Here is a 19,134-nt window from a genome sequence, read left to right on the forward strand (position 1 = left end):
TCATGGATGTGATCACCGCGAAGACCACGGGCGAATGGGAGCGCTGGCTCGAGGCCCATCATGACACCGCACCGGAGGTGTGGATCCTGATCGGCAAGCGGGCCTCCGGCATCCCCTCGATCCAGCCGGAGGAGGCGACCGAAGCGGCCCTGTGCTTCGGATGGATCGACAGTCACCGGCGCGCCGTCGACGACAAGACCTATCTGCAGCGCTACTCGCCCCGTCGTCGTGGAAGCCGTTGGTCAGCGCGCAACGTCGCCCTGGCGGAGAGACTCATCGCTGGGGACCGGATGCGGCCAGCAGGGCTGGTCGAGTACCAGAAGAGGAGGCCGCCCGATCCCTGAACGCCTCGGAGAGCCGCGGCCCCACAGACGACCGAAAGGAACACCATGCTCCACGGATTCACCACCATCAACTTCTACGTCGACGACGTCGCAGGCGCCGCGAGCTGGTACCGGGAGGTGCTGGGCATCGAGCCCTATTTCGTCCGACCGTCGAGGGAGGACCCGGCCTACGTGGAATTTCGGGTCGGCGACCAGGATGCCGAACTCGGCCTGATCAGCAGTCAGTACCGTCCCGGAGGTCATGGAGAGGTCCGTCCAGCGGGAGCGGTCATGTACTGGCATGTGGATGATGTCTCCGGCGCGGTCGGGCGCCTCCTCGAGCTCGGCGCCACGGAGCTCGAACCTCCGACGCCACGGGGCACCGAAGGGTGGGAGACCGCCCAGGTGGCCGACCCGTTCGGCAACATCCTCGGCCTCATGTACAGCCCACACTTCCTCGAGCTGCGGGATCGCCGAGCAGCCGAGAGCTCGCGGGACTGACCTCCAGGCATCGGCTCCTCGGCTGCTCGCTGGGACCGTGGCGTGTGACGACCGGATTATGTCCTGCGGAAGGACTAGAGTTGACCTCGGCGGCCGGATCGATCGCGCCGCCACATGTCGTCGACACCGCACAGGAGTACACGTGGACCACAGGATTCTGGGCAGGACTCGTCGGGAGGTCTCAGCCATCGGCCTGGGGACTTGGCAGCTGGGAGCGGACTGGGGCGATGTGGAGGACTCCGCCGCCCTGGCCGTCCTGGATGAGGCCGCCGAGTCAGGGGTGACCTTCTTCGACACTGCCGACGTCTACGGGGACGGGCGCAGCGAGACCCTCATCGGGCGCTGGCTCCAGCAGAATCCGGCATGGGACGGAACCGTCGCCACGAAGATGATCCGCAGGGCGCCTGAGCCCGACCTCGCGCACGCCACCTACGACAACTTCCGTGCATGGACGGACCGTTCCCGCCGCAACCTCGGAGTGGACACCCTGGACCTGGTCCAGCTGCACTGTCCCACCAGCGACGTCATCGCCTCCGATGCGGTCTATGAAGCCCTCGACCGCCTCGTCGAAGACGGTGCGATCGCTTCCTACGGCGTCAGCGTGGAGACCTGCCGGCAGGCCCTCGACGCGATCGCGCGGCCCCACGTGGCGACAGTACAGATCATTCTCAACGCTTTCCGGCGCAAGCCCCTGGATGAGGTGCTGCCCGCCGCTCAGTCCGCCGGCGTCGGGATCATCGCTCGGGTTCCTCTGGCCAGTGGGCTCCTCAGCGGCCGCTACACCACCGAGACCGTCTTCGCGGAGAACGACCATCGCAGCTTCAACCGCGGCGGGGAGGCGTTCGACGTCGGGGAGACGTTCTCCGGGGTGGACTATGCGGCCGGCGTGGAAGCAGCCGCGACGTTCTCGGAGCTGGCCCGCGGCGTCGGCCTCGAGCCGGCGACCGCCGCGCTGGCCTGGGTCGCTCAGCAGGAGGGCGTGAGCACTGTGATCCCGGGTGCCCGTTCCACGGAGCAGGCTCGGGCCAATGCCGCCGCCGGAGAGGTCGAGCCGCTGTCTCAGGAGTTCCTGGACGCCGTCCGGGACCTCTACGACACGACGTTCCGGGAGGTCATCCACCCCCGCTGGTGACGGTGGCGGTGGGGCGGATTCAGCGTCTCCAGGCGGAGAACGTGCTCTCCAGCGCACCGTGGAGCTCTCGGTGCATCCGCCGCCGATGCTGATGCTCAGCCACCAGGGGAGAGGGGCGCGTCGGCACCTCCGACGATATCGCCGCAGCGGCTCCTGCCGTGGGTGAGTCCTCCCCAGCGTCCTGAGCGGGGCGCGACTGGTCCGCCAGCGGTCGGATCTGGTGCCGATGGAGCACGGTCTCGGCCGCTGCGCGGGCCGCGTGGCGTGCCGCGGCGTCCTCGCCCCCGCAGACGTGCAGGACGTCCATTCCGGTGGCGTCCGCCAGGAGCTGTCGCCACACTCTGCTGGAGGCTCCTCCGCCCACCGTCGGCAACGTGGGTTGGCGCAGGTTCAGCTCGTCGACGCCGCAGGCCAGGGAATAGGCGACGCCACCGAGGACCGCCAGATAGAGGTCGACCGCGGTCGTCTCCGGAGTGATCCCCACGAACGCTCCGCGGGCCGCCGCGTCTCTGACCGGGTAGCGTTCCCCGGTCAGAGACGGCAGGCAGAGGGGGCGCGGCGCCAAGACGCCGAGTCGGGTGGCCGCAGCCTCGTCGGCCTCCTGCGGGGTGGCTCCCGCCAGGAGCTCTCGGCGCGCCCATTCGGCCACGGTCCCGGCAGACTGCACCGCCGCGATCCTCAGGTCCGCGTCACCGGAGAGGGCCAGGCGATGTATGGGCGAAGCCGTGTCCGCCGGGCGTCCCACGTCGTGATCACCGGTGACGGCGGCGATCCACCCGGAGCCGCCCAGGGAGGCGTAACCCCGGCCGGGGGAGTCCCCGCTCACCCCGTCGGTCGAGGCGCCCGCGTCGCCCAGACCCAGCACCACCGGTGTGTCCGCGGCCAGTCCGAGCTCGGCCGCGTCCTCGGAACGGAGGCGGCAGGCCACGCTGCCTGGCCCGACGAGAGAGGGGAGGAGGTCCGGCAGGCCTGCGGCCAGGCGCGCTGACCGGCTGCGGCTCTGCAGCGCCCGGAGTCCGCCGGTCCACCAGCGGCGGGACTTCAGCTCGAGCAGCCCTGTGGTGGAAGCGGTGGTGGGGTCGGTCAGCGCCGGCGCGCCGAGGCGGCGGGCGATGGCTGCGGCCGGCCCGAAGACGACGTCGGCGGCGTCCTCGAGGACATGGGGTCGGTGACGGTCCAGCCAGAGCAGCTTCGGCATCAGTCCGCTGGCGTCCTGGAGGCTGCCGCTGCGTGCCGCCCAGTCGGGAAGGTCCCCCGCCAGCTCGTCGAACTCCTCGTGGGCGCGGACGTCCGAGTAGAGGATCGCCGGGGCCACGGGCAGGCCTGCCGCATCGAGGAGGACCACGTCCTGCATCTGGCCGGTGAGGCCGATGGCGACGACGCGCTCGGCCAGGCCGGGGCGCGTCACGGCGGCGGCGATCACCGCGCGGAAGGCGTCCCACCAGTGCTCGGGATCCTGCTCCGTCATCACGTCCCCAGACGCGGACGGAGGGTGCGCAGTCGGGTAGTCCTCGCGGTGGGAGGACCGATGCCGACCCTGCTGATCGACCACCACGAGTTTCACTCCGGAGGTGCCGAAGTCCACTCCGACGATGAGGGCGTCCTGGAGGCTGTGCATCCGCATCAGCGTATCGGGTGGGAGGTGCGCACTGGAATCACCGGGCCGCGGGAGGCTGACCTGGGCGACCGCTGGTGGCTACGGTGGCGGCGGTGCCCCGTGCCGTCTGCCCAGCCGTCAGGAGATCCATGACTGAGCCCAGATTCACCAATTGGTCCGGCAGCGTGTCATGCAGCCCCGCCCGGTGGCTGCGCCCCGTCGGCGTGGACGAGTTGGCGGAGACCGTCGCCGAGACGGCGGCCCACGGGGGCACTGTGCGTCCTGTGGGATCCGGACATTCCTCCATGCCGCTGATGAGCACCGAGGACGTGCTCGTCAGCCTGGACGACTTCTCCGGGGTCTGCGGCGCCGACGTCGACTCGGGCCGGGCCACGGTGCTGCCGGGCACGGGGCTTGCCGAGCTCGGGGCGCAGCTGGCCGTACACGGAGTCGCGTTGGAGAACCTCGGTGATGTGGACTACCAGGCCATCGCGGGTGCCGTCGGGACGGGGACGCACGGTTCCGGCGTGCGGCTGGGCAACCTGTCCTCGACGGTGGTGGGCGGAGAGCTCATCGACGGTCGGGGAGAGACCGTCGCCTTCGGCGAGGATGCCGGCGGCGACACCGACGACCCCCTGCTGCGAGCCGCTCAGGTCTCCCTCGGCGCCTTGGGGGTCCTCACCCGCCTGACCCTGCGCGTCGAACCTGCCTATCAGTTGCACCGGGTCAATGTGATGACGCACGTGGACTGGGTGCTGGAGAACTTCGACGCGCTCATCGCGGCGCACCGCAGCGTCGACTTCTACTGGTATCCGCGCAGCGATCTGGCCCAGGTGCGCATGCTGAACATCCCGGGCCATGAGCCGGACCCCGACCAGCCGGGGGCTGTCCCGCCCGGGACTGTGAAGACCGAGGAGACGGGGCCGTCCTACGAGATCATCCCGAATGCCCGCGATCTGCGGTTCGAGGAGATGGAGTACATGCTCCCGCTAGACGCGTCGTTGGAGGCGTTCCGGCGCGTTCGGGAGCGCGTGAAGGCCCGTCATCGGGCACGCGTGGGCTGGCGGATCCTGGTCCGGACGGTCGCACCGGACCGGGCGATGATCAGCAACGCGCAGCGACGCCCCACGATGACCATCGCTCTGCTGCAGAACGCCACGTTGGATCACCAGGCGTATTTCGCGGACATGGAGCCGCTCCTGCGAGCCTTCGGAGGACGGCCCCACTGGGGGAAGAAGCATTCGCTCCGAGCCCCGGAGCTGCGAGAGCTCTATCCAGAATGGGAGGACTTCCTGGAGGTGCGAGACCGGATGGACCCGGAACGCGTCTTCCTCAACGACCATCTGGGAGAGATCTTCGGCGTGGAGACCCACGGAGGACGTCCTCGACGACAGGAGACAGGATGAGGCACTCACCCCCTGGAGGAGATGCCGCCGCAGGACCCGGCCACCGTCGGTGGGCGTTCTCCGCCGGGTGGATCCCGCCGGAGAGCACCGGGCACGAACCGGAGTTCACCAGCCGAGACGTGCTGTGTCTGCTCAACGCCGAGGCGGCTGACGCCTGTGTGGAGGTCACGGTCCACCACGCCGCACGCGAGCCGGTGGGGCCCTACCGGATCAGGGTGGGCGCCGGCCGGGTCACCCATGTGCGGATCAATGACCTCATCGACCCCGAGGCCGTCCCGCTGGGGGAGCCTTATGGCCTCTGCCTGGTGAGCGACGTTCCGGTGGTCGCCCAGCTGGCGCATCTCGACAGCCGCAGGGGCGGTCTGAGCACGGCGGTGACCACCGGAGTCCCTGGCGACTGAGGTCTGGCCGCTTCGACGGGCTCCGGTGCGGGCACGTGCCCGCCGAGCTCGCCTGCGCCGCGGCCGAGGCGAGTCGTCCCGCCGGGAGGGTGAGCGGTCGCAGATCAGTGGTCGCGCAGGTCAGTGGTCGCGCAGGGCCGAGATCAGTTCGTCCTTGGTCATGTCGGAGTAGCCGGTGATGCCGAGCTCCTGGGCGCGGTCCCGCAGCTGATCGACGGTGCGGTCCTCATAGTTCGATGACTTCCCGCCCTTCTCACCGACTTCGCTGCGGCCCTCGTCCGCCGCCTGGTTGGCGATGCGTGCAGCCTTCTCCTTGGACTCGCCCTCATCGCGCAGCCGCTCGTAGAGCTCTTCGTCCTTGATGCTGTCGCGGGCCATCTCAGAACCCCTTTCCACCGGTCACCGGGATCACGGAGCCGGACACATAGGATGCTTCCTCACTGGCCAGGTACACATAGGCGCCGGCCAGCTCGGCCGGCTGTCCGGGCCGACCCAGGGGAGTGTCCTGTCCGAACTGTTCGACGGCGTCGTCGGGGAACCCGGTCGCCGGGATGAGCGGAGTCCAGATGGGCCCCGGCGCCACCGCGTTGACGCGGATGCCCTTCTCGCCGAGCTCCAGCGCCAGGGCTTCCGTGAAGGCGACCTGTGCCGCCTTCGTCATCGCATAGTCGAAGAGCGGGGGCTTCGGGCCGACCGCCTGGATCGAGGTGGTCGTGATGATCGAGGCCCCTGGCTTCAGATGCGGCACAGCTTCGCGGGTCATCACCACATGGGCGAGCAGGTTCGTGTCGAAGACGCGGCGCACCTCCTCAGTGGGCACGGTGTCGATGCCGTCACGTTGCCGCTGGTAGGCCGCGTTGAGGATGAGGACGTCGAGCCCGCCCAGGTCCTCCACGGCACGTACGACGACGTCGACCGCGTTCTGCTCATCAGTGATGTCGGCAGGGTAGGAGAAGGCATTCCGACCCGCGCTCTCGATGAGTCGGCGGGTCTGTGCGGCGTCCTCGGCCTCCTCGGGAAGGTGGACGAAGGCGACGTCGGCGCCCTCCCGGGCGTAGGCGATCGCCACCGCCCGGCCGATGCCGGAGTCTCCTCCGGTGATCAGGGCCTTCTTCCCGGTGAGCCGACCGTGGCCGACCCAGCTCTCCTCGCCGTGGTCCGGCGTGGGCGCCGTCGGGCCGGTCAGTCCCGGCTGGTCCTCCTGCTGCTGGGCGGGGAGCTCGTCCCCACGGTGCTTGGTGCGTGGGTCCTGCTGGGTGTCGTGATGGGGGTGATGCGATGTCACCGGAAGTCTCCCTTCTGTCAGCTCTCTGGCGCGCGTCAGCGGGATCCTGCACTCACCAACCTACGCCGTCGGCCTCCGCAGTCAACGGGGTGGGGACGTATTGTGAGGGAACTCCCAGGAAATCAGCAGAAAGTTCTGGGGAGCGGGCCACCGAGACGCCAGCGGGACAGGTGCGGGGCACGGACAGGGTCCGTGACCAAGATGTCGAGGAGCTCAGGCCCGGCCGGGGCGCCGGATCAGGCTGGTCAGTGCGCGACGTCCCAGGAGGAAGACGGCCAGGGTCACGGTGGTGACCAGGACGAAGGACACCGGTGCACCGCCCAGCCCCAGCAGGACGCGCAGCAGCATGCCCAGGGCCACCGTCACTCCGAGCACCACGACGCCGTCGGGCCAGATCCGAGACGGCCGACGCCACGTCCGGACCAGGGTCGAGGCGAGCGCCCAGGCGAGGAGGAACGGGAAGGCGGTGGAGAGGATGTCGAGCAGGCCCAGGCCGCTCACATGTGTGCGGTTCCCCAGCGCCGCGAACAGCGTGATCAGCAGCGCGTCCGCTGCGAGGAGCCACGCGGCGTGCCGCGGAGCGGGCGCTGGTGCGGTTCGGACGGGGCCGGGGGTGATGTCAGAGTCGTCGGCGGTCTTCATCGCAGCCCAGCTTAGACCGTCCTTCCTGGAGGTTGTACCGCAATTTACAACCCCTCAAGGGTGTTCCTGTAGATACAATCTGCTAAGGTTGTGCACATGATCATCATGACGCTCGACCAGAAGGACTCGCGGCGGCAGCCCGATCTGGTGAACCGAGTCGTCGCGGAGCTGGATGCGATGGCCGGACCGCATCTGGTGCGCCGATTCCAGCGCACCGCCGGGGACGAGGTGCAGGGAGTGCTGGACGACGCGCAGACGGTGTTGGAGATCGCCCTCGCCGTGGCGCGCACCGAGCAGTGGAGCACCGGCATCGGCATCGGGGCGGTGCGCACCCCGTTGCCTGAGGAGACGCGCGCAGGGAGCGGCCCCGCGTTCGAAGCGGCTCGCGACGCCGTCACCCGGGCTAAGCGGGCATCCGGGGGAGTGGCGCTCACAGCCTCCGACGCCGAGGCGGCGGAGCAGGCCGAGGCGCTGGTGCAGCTGCTCTGCGAACTTGAGCGTCGGCGCACGGACTCGAGCCAGGAGGCTGGGAAGCTCGTGGACGAGGGGCTCTCGCAGTCGGCCGCCGCGGAGGAGCTGGGCACAAGTCAGCAGGCGGTCTCCAGGCGCCTGCAGAGAGGGCTCTGGACAGAGACTCGCCGGGTCCTGTCGGTGGCTGCTGGCATCATGAAGGACATGGATGCCACCGATGGAGTCGATGCCACCGATGCCACCGATGTCACCGATGCCACCGATGCCACCGATCCCACCGACATCCCGGAGGAACGCGTCGGTGATGGGCGGCCGGGAGGGGAGGCATGATCCTCGTCGTCGTGATCCTGCTGCTCCTGTCGGCGGCCCCCGCCGCCGGCTCACTCCTCCCGCGGGTCGCGCGCCCACCTGTGGGTCTGATGAACCTCGCCGCGGCGGCTCAGCTGGCCCTGCTCGGAGCCGCCGCCCTGTGCGCCCTGCAGGTCTCGGACCTCGGGGACCCGTGGTGGCGTGCCGGACTGGTCATCGCCGCAGCGACGGCGGCCTGCCTCGGTGGCTCCGGCATCTCCACCGCAGTGCTGGACACGGCGACCCGTCACGATGCACGCCGCCGCCCGGACGTAGGGGCGGAATTCTCAGGTGACGCCTCCTGGGGTGCCGTCGCGCCGCGCAGCAGGCCGCTTCAGGACCTTGCCGAGGATGACCGTCCTGTCCTGCGAGGAGGTGCATGGATCGGCCTGCTCGAGCGCCTCGCGGTGGTCTCCACTCTGCTTGCATCCTGGCCGGAGGGGCTGGCTGTGGTGCTCGCGGTCAAGGGACTCGCGCGCTACTCCGAGCTGAAGCGGCCCAATGGGGCGGCGGAGAGATTCATCATCGGTACGTTCTGCTCTGTGCTGTGGGCGGCGGCCTGTGCCGGCGTGGCCGTACTCGGCCTGACGGGGTGATGGGAGCCGCGTGCGCATCACATCCTCATTGTGCAACCACATGTTGCATATCTGGCGACCCGGAGGTATGGTGAGCGCTATGCAACTTTAGGTTGCACATCCGGGGTCCGGATGTCGTCACTCGTCACAGGGAGCAGGCCATGGAAGACCGTAGGCAGGGCATCACAGAGCTCGAGCTGGGCACCATCACCCGAACCATGGAGATCGCCGCGCCGCCGGAGATCGTCTACGAGGTCCTCAGCACCCCCGGCCACCTCGTGAAGTGGTGGCCGGATGGGGCGGACTTCACGCCCCAGGCGGGGGAGATCGGCACACTGACCTTCGGTGAGACCAGCGCATGCGGTCATGCAGAGACAGTGCCGATGGCCGTCGTGGAGGCGGATCCGCCGCAGCGCTTCGCATTCCGCTGGGTCTATGACGCTGACGCATCCGCCGAACCTGGGAGCTCGCTGCTGGTGACTTTCGACATCCGGCCCGGCGAGGCTGAGCAGTCGAGTGTGGTCACCATGACTGAGGCCGGATTCCGGGAGCGCGGCTGGAGCGAGGCGTCCGTGCAGGCTGAGTACGAGGACCACGTGCACGGATGGACCACCTACCTGCCGCGCCTGACCAGCTATGCGGAGATGCTGGTGTCGGCGGCATGACGGCCTCCTCTGAACGCAGCGGCGGCGAATCGTCCAGGATCGACGACACGCTGTGGGATGCCGTGGGGGATCCGACCCGCCGGGCTCTGATGGATGTGATGATCGCCGCGGGTCCGAGCAGCGCCACGAGGCTCAGCGAGCAGATGCCGGTGAGCCGACAGGCGGTGGCCAAGCATCTGGCCGTCCTGGAGAGGGCCGGGCTCGTGGAGGCTCGCCAGGAGGGTCGAGAACGACGCTTCACTGTGGATCCGGAGCAGCTGTCCCGCGCGACGGCGCAGCTGCAGGATGTCGGGCGGCGCTGGGATGCACGACTCGACCGGATCCGCCTGCTCGCCGAGGAGATCCACCGATCGCGGGCGAACTGAGCATCCTGGAGTGCTCGCCTGAAGTGCTCACCTGGAGTGATCACCGGCCCGCTCCGGTGATCGCGGGGCAGGCGGCGGGCGCCGGACGGGGCAGGGGCCTCCGGGCATGGTACGGCCTCCTGAGGATGCCCGCCCTCATCGGTAGATTGACATAATGTAGATTATCGGCGATTTGGCGTGATGTGGTTCTGCTCGATTCGGGCGCCGTCACGCCCACAGTCGATCTCCCGCAGTTGATCTCCCGTGACCTGGCCGTGGGTCTCAGGCGCGGTGCCGCAGGTCATGCCACCGGATACGCTCGGTGGCATGACCTGCTCGCCCCAGAGTTTCGACCAGATCGACCCGATGCGTGAAGACCGCTGGCCGCTGCGCTGCCCGTTGCACCTGTCAACTGCGCCGACCCCACTGACGGTGCTGACAGAGCTGAGAGAGGCGGACGAGTTGCATGCCAGGTCGCGCATCAGGGGGCTCACCTGCGCCGCAGGGCATCGCTTTGATGCGGCACGTCAGGGTTATGTCAATCTGCTGGTCGGCGCAGGATCTCGGGCCACACCCGACACGGCGGCGATGATCATGGCTCGCGAACGCATCCAGGATGCCGGGGTGTTCTCGGCGCTAACCTCGGCTCTCCGAGAGATCGCCGACCTCAGGATGCCTCAATCGTCGAGGCCCGTGCTGCTGGACTGCGGGGCCGGGACCGGACATCACCTGCGGAGCCTGCTGGAGGCGCACCCTTCCGCCCGCGGCATCGCTCTTGACCTCTCCCCCGCCGGGCTGAAGCGTGCGGCGCGGCATCCCCGCACGCTCGCGCTGGCCTGGGACCTGTGGCGCGACCTGCCTCTGCAGAGCTCTTCGGCGGATCTGCTGCTGGACATCTTCGCTCCGCGGAACGTGGACGAGTATGCCCGCGTGCTGGCCCCCGGTGGGGCTGCCGTCGTCGTCACTCCGCGGCCGGGGCATCTGGCAGAGCTCGCTGACGGCGGACTGCTGGCCATGCGTCCCGACAAACATGCGGACCTCACGGCCCACATGGGGCGGCGCCTCGGAGATGCCGTGGAGCGCCGCAGGGTCCGCGCGCACGTGCCGGTGGCCGAGTCCACGGCGGTGGATCTGGTGATGATGGGCCCGGCCGGCCATCATCGTGAGGCCCCCGACGTGGCCGCCGCGGTGGCCGAGGCCGGTGTGCACGAGGTGACGGTGGACCTGGATGTGACCGTGTGGATCGCATGAGCCGGCGGGTTGTGCACAGTTCGGCTGTGATGGGGATGACGGGAGCACTGTCGTCAGGCAGAATGAGGAGCACAAGCGGCTCACCTGTGGGTTTTCTCTACGCACTGGATGCACGCACTGGATGCACGCACTGGATGAGTCGGCGACGAATCGGGGTCAGGAGGAGGCGATCGCATGATCGAATGGTTCGGCGAGAATCTGTGGGCGGCCTGGCTCTCCCTGACCTTCGTCCTCCTCGTGCTCGAGCTGCTGATGCTCGACCTGCTGTTTCTGATGCTGGCCGCGGGGGCGGCCGCCGCGACCACTGTCGCTCTGGCCGGAGGCCCTGGGTGGATGCAGGTGGTCATCGGGTCGGCGACGGCGCTGCTGATGCTCGGCGCAGTGCGCCCTGTCGCGCTTAAGCATCTGAAGAAGGGCTCCCAGGAGCAGCTCACCAATGTGGACCGGATGACAGGCATGGAGGCCCAGCCGCTGGAGACCGTCACCCGGGACGCCGGCCTGGCGGAGGTCGACGGCGACACCTGGACCGCGCGGGCGGCCGGCGACTTCCGCATCGAGCCCGGCATGGCCGCCGTCGTGGAGTCCGTGGACGGTGCCATCGTCTACCTGCGGCCCGCCGCAGGCATCGCCTGGGAGGACCCCGAACCCCGAGAAGCCTGACCGACGGCGCAGATGCGACCGGTTCGGCAGGACCAGACCACCCCACCGAGAACCACACGAGGAACGGAAACCCCATGGATGTAGCACTTCTCTTCGTCCTTCTGGCGCTCATGGCGCTGGTCGTCATCATCCTGGTGCGCAGCGTGCGGATCATTCCGCAGGCCCGTGCCGGGATCGTGGAGCGCCTCGGCAAATACCAGCGCACGCAGGGGCCCGGACTGACCCTGCTGGTGCCATTCATCGACAGACTCGTCCCCCTGCTGGACATGCGTGAGCAGGTCGTCTCGTTCCCACCGCAGCCGGTGATCACCGAGGACAACCTGGTGGTCTCCATCGACACCGTGGTCTACTTCCAGATCACCGATCCGAAGGCCGCCACCTACGAGATCCAGAACTACATCCACGCCGTCCAGGAGCTCACCACCACGACGCTGCGCAACGTGGTCGGGGGCATGCACCTCGAAGCCGCGCTGACCTCCCGTGACACGATCAACGGTCAGCTCCGCGGTGAGCTGGACAAGGTCACAGGCCGCTGGGGCATCCGCGTGGCCCGAGTGGAGCTCAAGGCCATCGAGCCGCCCCTGTCCATCCAGGACTCCATGGAGAAGCAGATGCGTGCCGAGCGTGACCGGCGTGCCGCGATCCTCACGGCCGAGGGCACCAAGCAGTCGGCCGTGCTGACGGCCGAAGGTGAGCGTCAGGCGGCCATCCTTCAGGCCGAGGGTGAGGCGCAGGCCCGCATCCTGGCCGCCAACGCGGAGGCCCAGGCCATCGAGACCGTCTTCAACGCGGTCCACGACTCCGAGCCGGGCCCCGAGCTTCTCTCCTACCAGTACCTGCAGACCCTTCCGGAACTGGCCAAGGGAGACTCCAACACCATGTGGGTGATCCCCGGCGAGTTCGGAGACGCCCTCAAGGCGTTCTCCGGAACGTTCAGCGGCCAGGCCCAGTCCTCCGACGGGCGTTCTCCTGAGGAGCGCGAAGCTGAGCGTGCTGCCCGCGAGGAGCGACTGCGCGAGCGGCGCGAGCGCCGGGAGCGCGAGGCTCGTGAGCGCAAGGGCAAGCCGGCGATCTCCGACGCCATCGCGGACATGGCCTCCTCGGCCCGGTCCACCTCCGTCACCGACGAGCACCCCCACTATGAGGGCACCCAGGAGATCGAGGAGGAAGCACGGAAGGCACAGAGCGCCGGCTCAGGACGCCGCGCCTCGAGTGCGACGGAGGAGTCCAGCGCGGATGCGCTCAAGCGGGTGGCAGAGACGGCTCCCCCGGAGGCGGATCCGTCCATCGGCTCTGGCCGCGGCATCGGCGATGACTCCGGCCAGCGGTCGTTGCCGCAGAACCCGGAGCCCCCCGCCTACGACCCGTACCAGCAGCCCCAGCCGGGACAGCAGCCGCAGCCCGAGCCGGGCCACCCCCAGGGGCAGCAGCCGCCACGGCCTCAGCAGGGGCAGCAGCAGTGGCCGCCGCATCAGCCGGGTCAGCCGGGTCAGGGTCAGCCGGGAGGCCGGCCGCCGCGCCAGGGCTGAGCCGATCCTCGGCCCGGGGCCGACGGACGCCGGCGGGACTGAGCGGGTGCGTCGCGGAATAACCGCGCCGCACCCGCTGTTGGCCTGTGGGACAACGTGTGTCCCCGTCAGTGGAGGAGAATGCCGATGAGCGACCGCAGTCTGCGCGGAATGCGCCTGGGTGCGCAGTCGATGGAGACCGAGTCGGGTGTGGAGCCTGCTCCGCGTCAGGACGTCGAGTACGTGTGTGAGGACGGCGAGAAGATCACCGTCACCTTCGCCGCCGACGCGGAGGTCCCGGCCACCTGGACCTCGCCCACCGGCAAGGAGGGTGTCCTCGTGGACGGCACCAAGCCGGACGAGACCCCGGAGAAGCCCGTCCGTACGCACTGGGACATGCTTCTGGAGCGTCGTTCCGTGGAGGAGCTCGAGGACATCCTCACCGAGCGGCTCAGGAAGCTGCGCGAGCGCCGCGGCGAGAAGGTCTCCTGACCGGCTCACCCGCCTGAGCGGCTCGACTCACTGAGCAGCGACGTCAGAGGGCCCGTCACCACCAGGTGACGGGCCCTCTGACGTCGGGACGGGGTTCTCTCACGGACCGGGTCCTCTCACAGATCCCGGCCCTCACGCGGGAGGTTCAGCCCAGGCCCAGACGACCGGCCAGCGTCTGGGCGCGCGCGGCCAGGCCCCAGCGTGTGACGTTGAGCATCGCTTCCACCACGATGTCGGAGCTCATCTTCGAGGCACCCAGCGTGCGTTCCACGAAGGTGATCGGGACTTCCACGATGGTCTTGCGCTGCCGCGCCACACGGAAGGTCATGTCCACCTGGAACCCGTATCCGACCGACTCGATGCTGCCGAGGTCGACGTCCTCCAGCGTGGAACGACGGAAGACGCGGTAGCCGGCCGTGATGTCTCGCACGCCCAGACCCAGCATGGTGCGCGAGTACAGCGACCCGGCGCGCGAGATGAGCTCGCGGTGGAACGGCCAGTTGACCACGGCTCCCCCGGGCACCCAGCGGGAGCCGATCACGAGGTCGGCCTCGTCGATCTTCGCGATGAGGTCCGGCAGCTGCTCCGGCTGGTGGGAGCCGTCGGCGTCGAGCTCGATCAGCACGTCATAGCCCTGGTCGAGCCCCCAGCGGAACCCGGCGATGTAGGCGCCGCCCAGCCCGTTCTTCGCGCGCCGGTGCAGCACATGGATCTGGGGATCCTGGTGCCCCATCCGCTCGGCCAGCTGTCCGGTGCCGTCCGGGCTGTTGTCATCGACGACGAGCACGTCAGACTCAGGCACCGCGGCCCGCAGCCGCTGCACCGTGATCGGCAGAGCCTCGATCTCGTTGTAGGTCGGGATGATCGTCAGGATCTTCACGGGTGGCCTCGTGCCCCTTCTGTCTCGTGCGGTCTCATGCCGCGTCCCTGGCAGCCCTGGATGTCCGCTGGGACGGGCGTGGTGCTCGCCGGGGTTCGACGGCACTCGATGTATTGTGCACCCCTCAGGGCGGGATCAGGAATCCTGGGCCCCGGAGTGTCGGGCGTCCGCCGTACCGTGAACTTCGACACCGGAGACCACGGTCGCCCGGAGCCGGGGCAGCGCAGCAGGCTCCGCGGCCGTGCCGAGGAACGGCAGCAGGGGCGTGCGGGCACGCGCATCGGTGCTCCAGGCCGCGGTCCGTGCGTCGGGCGTCTGCACGGCCAACGACTCGACCTCCCAGACGGTGTAGGTGGCCACGGCGCCCGGCGCCAGCTGGGCCGCCAGCCCGGCCGTCCCGGGCCCGAGGCCGTCAGGCGCGGGCAGGGACCGATGGGCCGCGCGGGTCTGCGCATTGAAGGCGGCCCGCACCGACACCGCCGCCTCACTGCGGTGCACATGAGTCGCCACCATGGCCCATGGATCGACGTCGGCACCCGGTGCCACCGACGTCGGGATTCCGGCGCTCAGGGCCAGGCCGAGATGGCCGGGGGCTCGCATCAGCACATGGTGGGCCGTGCCCACCAGCGCCTCCCAATCGGCGCGCCGGGCGGAGTCGAAGTCGACCAGCACGGTCGGTCGGTCAGGGCGCGGCGTGGTCCTGCGCTCCTGGAGGCGTCGGCGGGTGTCGACGACGACGGCGGCCACGGCGTCCGGGGCATGGCCCGCGACGTCGAGCAGCAGCTGACGAGATGCTTCAGCCAGGGGGGCAGAGACCTCCACCAGATGGTCGACGATGTGCTCGTGGGTCTCCGGGCTCACCGCAGATCCGGCCGGGAGGACGCCCCCGGAGATCTCGCCCAGGCTCAGTTCGACTCCCACGGGTGCCCCTGCGGCGTCGTCACAGTGCTCCACGAGCGCGATCAGTCGCTGGATCCTCTGTGCAGGACCCGGGAGCCCTTCCTGACCGGCTCCGCCGTCGGAGGTGGGGACGTCGGCGGCCAGCCCCGTCAGCCGCACCACCGGAAACGCCACCACGGGATGCCAGTACGCGGCCTTGAGGACCTCCACCAGGCGAGTCCGAGTGCCGGGATCACCCTCCAGGGACGCGGTCGTGACGTCGAGGACCAGGCGCAGGGCGCCCTGACCATGGGCGGCGGCCTCGTCCAGGAGCGTCGCCACCGCTGATGCATTCAGGGCTCGCAGGTCGGAGTCGACGCGCCCGACGAAGGCGGGGGCGACCAGACCCCGGTCGAGCTCCTGGCGCTCGTGGTCCCCGCGGATGACGTGCTCGGCCGACTCCGGCGCTCCGATCCAGGAGATCAGGCCGTCCTGCACGAGCATCGCCTCCGCGTAGGGTTCAGCCGTGCTGTGGATCGTGCCGTCGACCAGCAGCCGAGGCACTCCTGCGGCCCGAGGGGCCTGGTCGTCGTGATGTTCGCGGGATCGGGCGTCGTCGGTCTGCCGCCCGGCTGGTGTGCTGCTCATCGCTGTGCTCTCATCCTCACTGCGCGTCGTCGTCTGCGGGATCCTGTCGGAGGAGATCGTGCTCCGTCACGTCATCCTCGGTGCTGTCCAGATCGTCCAGGTCGTCACTGTCGTCCAGGTCGTCACTGTCGTCCAGGTCGTCACTGTCGTCGGTCTCGTCGATGCCGGGGAGCGTCGCCACCGCAGAGTAGGACACCACTCCCCTGGCGATCAGGTCCACCGCCTCCTGGCAGCGTGCGGCCAGCTTGGCGGAGGTGTGCGGCGCGCGACCGAGCTGATCGAGCGAGTCGATGCACTGTTTCGCCCACCGGACGAAGTCTCCGGCCGCCAGAGGGGAGTCCTCCAGAGCCTGACGCAGGTTCCTGCCGGAGGCCCAGGCGTACATGGGCGGCACCAGACCCAGCTCGGGCGCGGAGGTGGGCTCCAGGTGGTGCTGCTTCTCCAGAGCTTCGAGATCGGCGTGGACGTCGACGGCCGCTCGCACGGCGGAGGTCAGTCCCTTCGTGGGCATCTGCGGCATCGCGCCCTCATCCTCACGCTTCGCCTGGTAGATCAGCACAGTGGAGAAGGCGGCGAGCTCCGCGGCGCTCAGGCGCATCAGGACGCCCTGATGCTGCAGCATCTCGGTGAACAGGTCCCGTTCGCCGTAGATGCGCCGCAGCCGGTGGCCGCGCGGGGTCACCGTGAACTCCACCGCACCCGGGGCATCCGACTCGTCGTGACTGGACGGATCGGCGCTGGACAGTTCGGGGCCGGGCTCGGCGGCCGACTCGGGCAGGGCGGCCGTCTCCAGGTGGCCGAGCTCCACGAGCACTCCGCAGATCCTGTCGAAGGTCTTGGCGATGGAGCCGGTGCGGCGGCTGATCCGCTCCCGGATCTGGTCCGTCTCCCGGCGGAGCTTCCACCACCGCTCCGCCCACCTCGCGTGCTCCTCGCGGTCGCCGCAGCTGTGGCAGGGATGACGGCGCAGCCGTGTCTGCAGCGACTCGACCATCTCCTCATCGGGCTCGTGGACGAACCCGAAGCCCGGCGCGGGAGCGTCGGACCGCGGCGGCACCCGATCGTGCAGCGCGCTGCGCATGCTCGAGGCCAGATCCCGACGGACCTTCGGCACCTTGATCTGCGGCTTTCGGGGCAGGCGGATGCTCGCGAGGACCTCGGGAGGCTGGCTGAAGTCCTCCACGGTGATGCGCCGCAGCTGGCCGGCACCGGTGATGACGCCGGGACGGGGGTCGTGCTCCGGGGCGCTGTGGACCACCAGGCACTCCCCCAGCCTGCGCCGCCCGGCCACCTCGATGACGTCACCGGGCTGCAGGGCGGCGAGCACGCGGATCAGCTCGCGACGTCGCTGCCTGCCGCGGGACTTGGCCTGCCCCTTCTGCAGGTCGGTCAGCCGCCGACGAAGCTCGGCGTACTCGCGGAAGTCGCCCAGATGGCAGGACATGGCCTTCTCGTAGCCGGCCATCGACGATTCACGCTGGGCGACCTCTCGAGCCAGGCCGACCACCGACCGGTCGGCCTGGAACTGGGCGAAGGAGGACTCCAGGATGGTGCGGGCACGTTCCCGACCGAACTGGGCGGTCAGGTTGACCGCCATGTTGTAGCTGGGACGGAAGCTGGAGTTGAGCGGGTATGTCCGGCGGGAGGCCAGGCCGGCCACCTGGCGTGGGTCCATTCCCGGCTGCCAGACGACGACGGCGTGGCCCTCCACATCGATGCCGCGCCGTCCGGCTCGCCCGGTCAGCTGGGTGTACTCCCCCGGGGTGACGTCCACATGGGACTCCCCGTTGAACTTGTCGAGCTTCTCGAGCACGACGGTGCGTGCCGGCATGTTGATGCCCAGGGCCAGGGTCTCCGTGGCGAAGACCACTTTGAGCAGTCCGGCGGCGAAGAGCTCCTCCACGAGCTCCTTGAACGGCGGCAGCATGCCGGCGTGGTGGGCGGCGACGCCGTTGACCAGGGCCTCCCGGAAGCTGTCGTATCCCAGCACCGAGAGGTCCTCGGCAGGCAGCTCCCACCCCATCTGCTCCACCCGTGAGGCGATCTCGGCCGCCTCCTGCCGGGTGGTGAGCTGGATGCCCGCCTGCAGACACTGCTCGACGGCGGCTTCGCAGCCAGCCCGCGAGAAGATGAACGCGATGCAGGGCAGCAGACCGTCCCGGTCCAGCGCCCGGATCATGCGGGGCCGGTTGAGCCGGGCCCGGCCCCGGGAGGAGCCGGAGATCCCGGAGGCCTCGGCGGTCATGTGCCGCGAGGAGCGCCGCTCCGAAGGACGGTGCCTGCGCTGGTCCTGTCGTCCCCGGCCCCGCGACCGGTGCCCGCCGGAGCGACGCGAGGGCGGAGCCTGCTGCCGCTGTGCCAGGCGCTGCAGCTCGGGGTTGACCAGCAGCTGGCCACCTTCGGCGGCGTCGTGCTGGTCGTCGTCGGTGATGAACAGGTCGTGGAGCTCATGGTCCACCAGCATGTGCTGCCACAGCGGGACGGGCCGGTGCTCGGAGACCACCACGGCGGTCTCTCCCCGTACCGTGTCCAGCCAGGCCCCGAACTCCTCGGCGTTGGAGACCGTCGCGCTGAGGGCCACCACCTGCACGCGCTCGGGCAGGTGGATGATGACCTCCTCCCACACGGCACCGCGGAACCGGTCCGCCAAGTAGTGGACCTCGTCCATCACCACATGGGCCAGGTTCTGCAGGGCCTCCGAGTCGGCGTAGAGCATGTTGCGCAGCACCTCGGTGGTCATCACCACGATCTGCGCGTCGGAGTTGATGGAGGTGTCCCCGGTCAGGAGGCCGACCCGCTCGGTCCCGTGGTCCGCCACCAGGTCCTGGTACTTCTGGTTGGACAGCGCCTTGATGGGCGTGGTGTAGAACGTCTTGGTGCCCTGGGCCAGGCCCAGATGGACCGCGAACTCGCCGACGACGGTCTTGCCGGCCCCGGTGGGCGCGGCCACGAGGACCGCCTTGCCTGCTTCCAGGTGCCGACAGGCTTCGAGTTGGAACTCGTCGAGCTCGAAGCTCTGCGCCCGGCGGAAGGCGCCCAGCTCGGTCCTGGCTTCCGCTGATCGGCGTCGCGCCTCGGCGTACCGCTCGGCCGGTGAACTCATGGCCCCAGCCTATGGCATCGCCC

General features: G+C 69.5%; 20 protein-coding genes and 1 pseudogene. 14 read left to right on the forward strand and 7 right to left on the reverse strand.

Annotated features, from left to right (window positions below; translation table 11 throughout):
* Positions 1 to 2: 2 nt before the first annotated feature.
* From Q7C18_RS04070 to Q7C18_RS04080, 3 genes are all read left to right on the forward strand, one after another.
* Positions 3 to 344 carry a hypothetical protein gene (locus tag Q7C18_RS04070; RefSeq protein ID WP_311024307.1) on the forward strand — a complete coding sequence of 114 codons (342 nt, stop codon included), beginning with the start codon at positions 3 to 5 and terminating at the stop codon, positions 342 to 344.
* A gap of 45 nt (positions 345 to 389) precedes the next feature.
* The gene (locus tag Q7C18_RS04075; RefSeq protein WP_311024308.1) at positions 390 to 824 is read left to right on the forward strand and encodes a VOC family protein; all 435 of its coding nucleotides are present in this window, start codon (positions 390 to 392) and stop codon (positions 822 to 824) included.
* Between the two features lie 142 nt (positions 825 to 966).
* Positions 967 to 1,956 (forward strand): aldo/keto reductase, encoded by a 990-nt coding sequence (locus Q7C18_RS04080; RefSeq protein ID WP_070161589.1) that lies wholly within the window; start codon positions 967 to 969, stop codon positions 1,954 to 1,956.
* Positions 1,957 to 1,975: 19 nt separating this feature from the next.
* Here the strand turns inward: Q7C18_RS04080 and Q7C18_RS04085 are convergent, their stop codons facing one another.
* Positions 1,976 to 3,574: an FGGY family carbohydrate kinase gene (locus tag Q7C18_RS04085; RefSeq protein ID WP_311024309.1), complete on the reverse strand. Its 1,599-nt coding sequence runs from the start codon at positions 3,572 to 3,574 to the stop codon at positions 1,976 to 1,978.
* Positions 3,575 to 3,702: 128 nt separating this feature from the next.
* Here Q7C18_RS04085 and Q7C18_RS04090 point away from each other — a divergent pair, with 128 nt between their 5' ends.
* Together Q7C18_RS04090 and Q7C18_RS04095 are read left to right on the forward strand one after the other, a co-directional pair.
* The gene (locus tag Q7C18_RS04090; protein ID WP_311024310.1) at positions 3,703 to 4,959 is read left to right on the forward strand and encodes a D-arabinono-1,4-lactone oxidase; all 1,257 of its coding nucleotides are present in this window, start codon (positions 3,703 to 3,705) and stop codon (positions 4,957 to 4,959) included.
* Positions 4,956 to 5,360, forward strand: a complete 405-nt coding sequence (locus Q7C18_RS04095) for a sensory rhodopsin transducer (protein ID WP_070161583.1) — start codon at positions 4,956 to 4,958, stop codon at positions 5,358 to 5,360. Before Q7C18_RS04090 ends, Q7C18_RS04095 begins: the two co-directional genes overlap by 4 nt.
* A gap of 120 nt (positions 5,361 to 5,480) precedes the next feature.
* On the opposite strand, the gene Q7C18_RS04100 is transcribed toward Q7C18_RS04095, so the two are convergent.
* The 3 genes from Q7C18_RS04100 to Q7C18_RS04110 form a co-directional block, all read right to left on the reverse strand.
* Positions 5,481 to 5,738 carry a Rho termination factor N-terminal domain-containing protein gene (locus Q7C18_RS04100; protein WP_070161581.1) on the reverse strand — a complete coding sequence of 86 codons (258 nt, stop codon included), beginning with the start codon at positions 5,736 to 5,738 and terminating at the stop codon, positions 5,481 to 5,483.
* A gap of 1 nt (position 5,739) precedes the next feature.
* On the reverse strand, positions 5,740 to 6,645 hold the full coding sequence (locus tag Q7C18_RS04105; RefSeq protein WP_139827535.1) for an SDR family oxidoreductase: 906 nt from the start codon (positions 6,643 to 6,645) through the stop codon (positions 5,740 to 5,742).
* A 213-nt stretch (positions 6,646 to 6,858) separates the two neighbouring features.
* Positions 6,859 to 7,287 (reverse strand): DUF3054 domain-containing protein, encoded by a 429-nt coding sequence (locus Q7C18_RS04110; protein ID WP_083277684.1) that lies wholly within the window; start codon positions 7,285 to 7,287, stop codon positions 6,859 to 6,861.
* 96 nt (positions 7,288 to 7,383) lie between these two features.
* Between Q7C18_RS04110 and Q7C18_RS04115 the strand changes: the two genes are divergently transcribed.
* From Q7C18_RS04115 to Q7C18_RS04150, 9 genes and pseudogenes are all read left to right on the forward strand, one after another.
* A complete protein-coding gene (locus Q7C18_RS04115; protein WP_311024311.1) occupies positions 7,384 to 8,088 on the forward strand; it encodes a SatD family protein in 705 nt (234 codons plus the stop codon).
* Positions 8,085 to 8,702 (forward strand): hypothetical protein, encoded by a 618-nt coding sequence (locus tag Q7C18_RS04120; protein ID WP_311024312.1) that lies wholly within the window; start codon positions 8,085 to 8,087, stop codon positions 8,700 to 8,702. Before Q7C18_RS04115 ends, Q7C18_RS04120 begins: the two co-directional genes overlap by 4 nt.
* 140 nt (positions 8,703 to 8,842) lie before the next feature.
* On the forward strand, positions 8,843 to 9,346 hold the full coding sequence (locus Q7C18_RS04125) for an SRPBCC domain-containing protein (protein WP_311024313.1): 504 nt from the start codon (positions 8,843 to 8,845) through the stop codon (positions 9,344 to 9,346).
* Entirely contained in the window at positions 9,343 to 9,711 is a 369-nt protein-coding gene (locus tag Q7C18_RS04130) for a metalloregulator ArsR/SmtB family transcription factor (RefSeq protein WP_311024314.1), read from the forward strand. Before Q7C18_RS04125 ends, Q7C18_RS04130 begins: the two co-directional genes overlap by 4 nt.
* Positions 9,712 to 10,056: 345 nt before the next feature.
* A pseudogene (locus tag Q7C18_RS16765) lies at positions 10,057 to 10,233 on the forward strand (putative RNA methyltransferase); the annotation flags it as partial.
* Between the two features lie 51 nt (positions 10,234 to 10,284).
* The gene (locus Q7C18_RS04135) at positions 10,285 to 10,941 is read left to right on the forward strand and encodes a methyltransferase domain-containing protein (protein WP_311024315.1); all 657 of its coding nucleotides are present in this window, start codon (positions 10,285 to 10,287) and stop codon (positions 10,939 to 10,941) included.
* A 174-nt stretch (positions 10,942 to 11,115) separates the two neighbouring features.
* Positions 11,116 to 11,601, forward strand: a complete 486-nt coding sequence (locus Q7C18_RS04140; protein WP_070161568.1) for an NfeD family protein — start codon at positions 11,116 to 11,118, stop codon at positions 11,599 to 11,601.
* A gap of 74 nt (positions 11,602 to 11,675) precedes the next feature.
* Positions 11,676 to 13,130 (forward strand): SPFH domain-containing protein, encoded by a 1,455-nt coding sequence (locus tag Q7C18_RS04145; protein ID WP_083277683.1) that lies wholly within the window; start codon positions 11,676 to 11,678, stop codon positions 13,128 to 13,130.
* Positions 13,131 to 13,256: 126 nt separating this feature from the next.
* A complete protein-coding gene (locus Q7C18_RS04150; RefSeq protein WP_070161566.1) occupies positions 13,257 to 13,601 on the forward strand; it encodes an RNA polymerase-binding protein RbpA in 345 nt (114 codons plus the stop codon).
* Positions 13,602 to 13,746: 145 nt separating this feature from the next.
* Here Q7C18_RS04150 and Q7C18_RS04155 read toward each other — a convergent pair whose 3' ends face one another.
* The 3 genes from Q7C18_RS04155 to Q7C18_RS04165 form a co-directional block, all read right to left on the reverse strand.
* Complete coding sequence (locus tag Q7C18_RS04155) at positions 13,747 to 14,481, reverse strand: polyprenol monophosphomannose synthase (RefSeq protein WP_311024316.1); 735 nt, start codon at positions 14,479 to 14,481, stop codon at positions 13,747 to 13,749.
* A gap of 135 nt (positions 14,482 to 14,616) precedes the next feature.
* Positions 14,617 to 16,008 carry a hypothetical protein gene (locus Q7C18_RS04160; RefSeq protein ID WP_311024317.1) on the reverse strand — a complete coding sequence of 464 codons (1,392 nt, stop codon included), beginning with the start codon at positions 16,006 to 16,008 and terminating at the stop codon, positions 14,617 to 14,619.
* Between the two features lie 16 nt (positions 16,009 to 16,024).
* Positions 16,025 to 19,111 (reverse strand): DEAD/DEAH box helicase, encoded by a 3,087-nt coding sequence (locus Q7C18_RS04165; RefSeq protein ID WP_311024318.1) that lies wholly within the window; start codon positions 19,109 to 19,111, stop codon positions 16,025 to 16,027.
* Positions 19,112 to 19,134: the final 23 nt, after the last annotated feature.

This window comes from Nesterenkonia sp. CL21 (assembly GCF_031705515.1).
GTDB lineage: Bacteria > Actinomycetota > Actinomycetes > Actinomycetales > Micrococcaceae > Nesterenkonia > Nesterenkonia aethiopica.

Bases quoted from the DNA above. Each gene is read 5' to 3' on its own strand.
- Q7C18_RS04140 (WP_070161568.1), top strand. From the start codon at position 11,116: ATGATCGAATGGTTCGGCGAGAATCTGTGGGCGGCCTGGCTCTCCCTG.
- Q7C18_RS04070 (WP_311024307.1), top strand. From the start codon at position 3: ATGGATGTGATCACCGCGAAGACCACGGGCGAATGGGAGCGCTGGCTC.
- Q7C18_RS04085 (WP_311024309.1), bottom strand. From the start codon at position 3,574: ATGCACAGCCTCCAGGACGCCCTCATCGTCGGAGTGGACTTCGGCACC.
- Q7C18_RS04110 (WP_083277684.1), bottom strand. From the start codon at position 7,287: ATGAAGACCGCCGACGACTCTGACATCACCCCCGGCCCCGTCCGAACC.
- Q7C18_RS04145 (WP_083277683.1), top strand. From the start codon at position 11,676: ATGGATGTAGCACTTCTCTTCGTCCTTCTGGCGCTCATGGCGCTGGTC.
- Q7C18_RS04150 (WP_070161566.1), top strand. From the start codon at position 13,257: ATGAGCGACCGCAGTCTGCGCGGAATGCGCCTGGGTGCGCAGTCGATG.
- Q7C18_RS04130 (WP_311024314.1), top strand. From the start codon at position 9,343: ATGACGGCCTCCTCTGAACGCAGCGGCGGCGAATCGTCCAGGATCGAC.
- Q7C18_RS04090 (WP_311024310.1), top strand. From the start codon at position 3,703: ATGACTGAGCCCAGATTCACCAATTGGTCCGGCAGCGTGTCATGCAGC.
- Q7C18_RS04135 (WP_311024315.1), top strand. From the start codon at position 10,285: ATGGCTCGCGAACGCATCCAGGATGCCGGGGTGTTCTCGGCGCTAACC.
- Q7C18_RS04160 (WP_311024317.1), bottom strand. From the start codon at position 16,008: ATGAGCAGCACACCAGCCGGGCGGCAGACCGACGACGCCCGATCCCGC.
- Q7C18_RS04165 (WP_311024318.1), bottom strand. From the start codon at position 19,111: ATGAGTTCACCGGCCGAGCGGTACGCCGAGGCGCGACGCCGATCAGCG.
- Q7C18_RS04100 (WP_070161581.1), bottom strand. From the start codon at position 5,738: ATGGCCCGCGACAGCATCAAGGACGAAGAGCTCTACGAGCGGCTGCGC.
- Q7C18_RS04125 (WP_311024313.1), top strand. From the start codon at position 8,843: ATGGAAGACCGTAGGCAGGGCATCACAGAGCTCGAGCTGGGCACCATC.
- Q7C18_RS04120 (WP_311024312.1), top strand. From the start codon at position 8,085: ATGATCCTCGTCGTCGTGATCCTGCTGCTCCTGTCGGCGGCCCCCGCC.
- Q7C18_RS04075 (WP_311024308.1), top strand. From the start codon at position 390: ATGCTCCACGGATTCACCACCATCAACTTCTACGTCGACGACGTCGCA.
- Q7C18_RS04095 (WP_070161583.1), top strand. From the start codon at position 4,956: ATGAGGCACTCACCCCCTGGAGGAGATGCCGCCGCAGGACCCGGCCAC.
- Q7C18_RS04115 (WP_311024311.1), top strand. From the start codon at position 7,384: ATGATCATCATGACGCTCGACCAGAAGGACTCGCGGCGGCAGCCCGAT.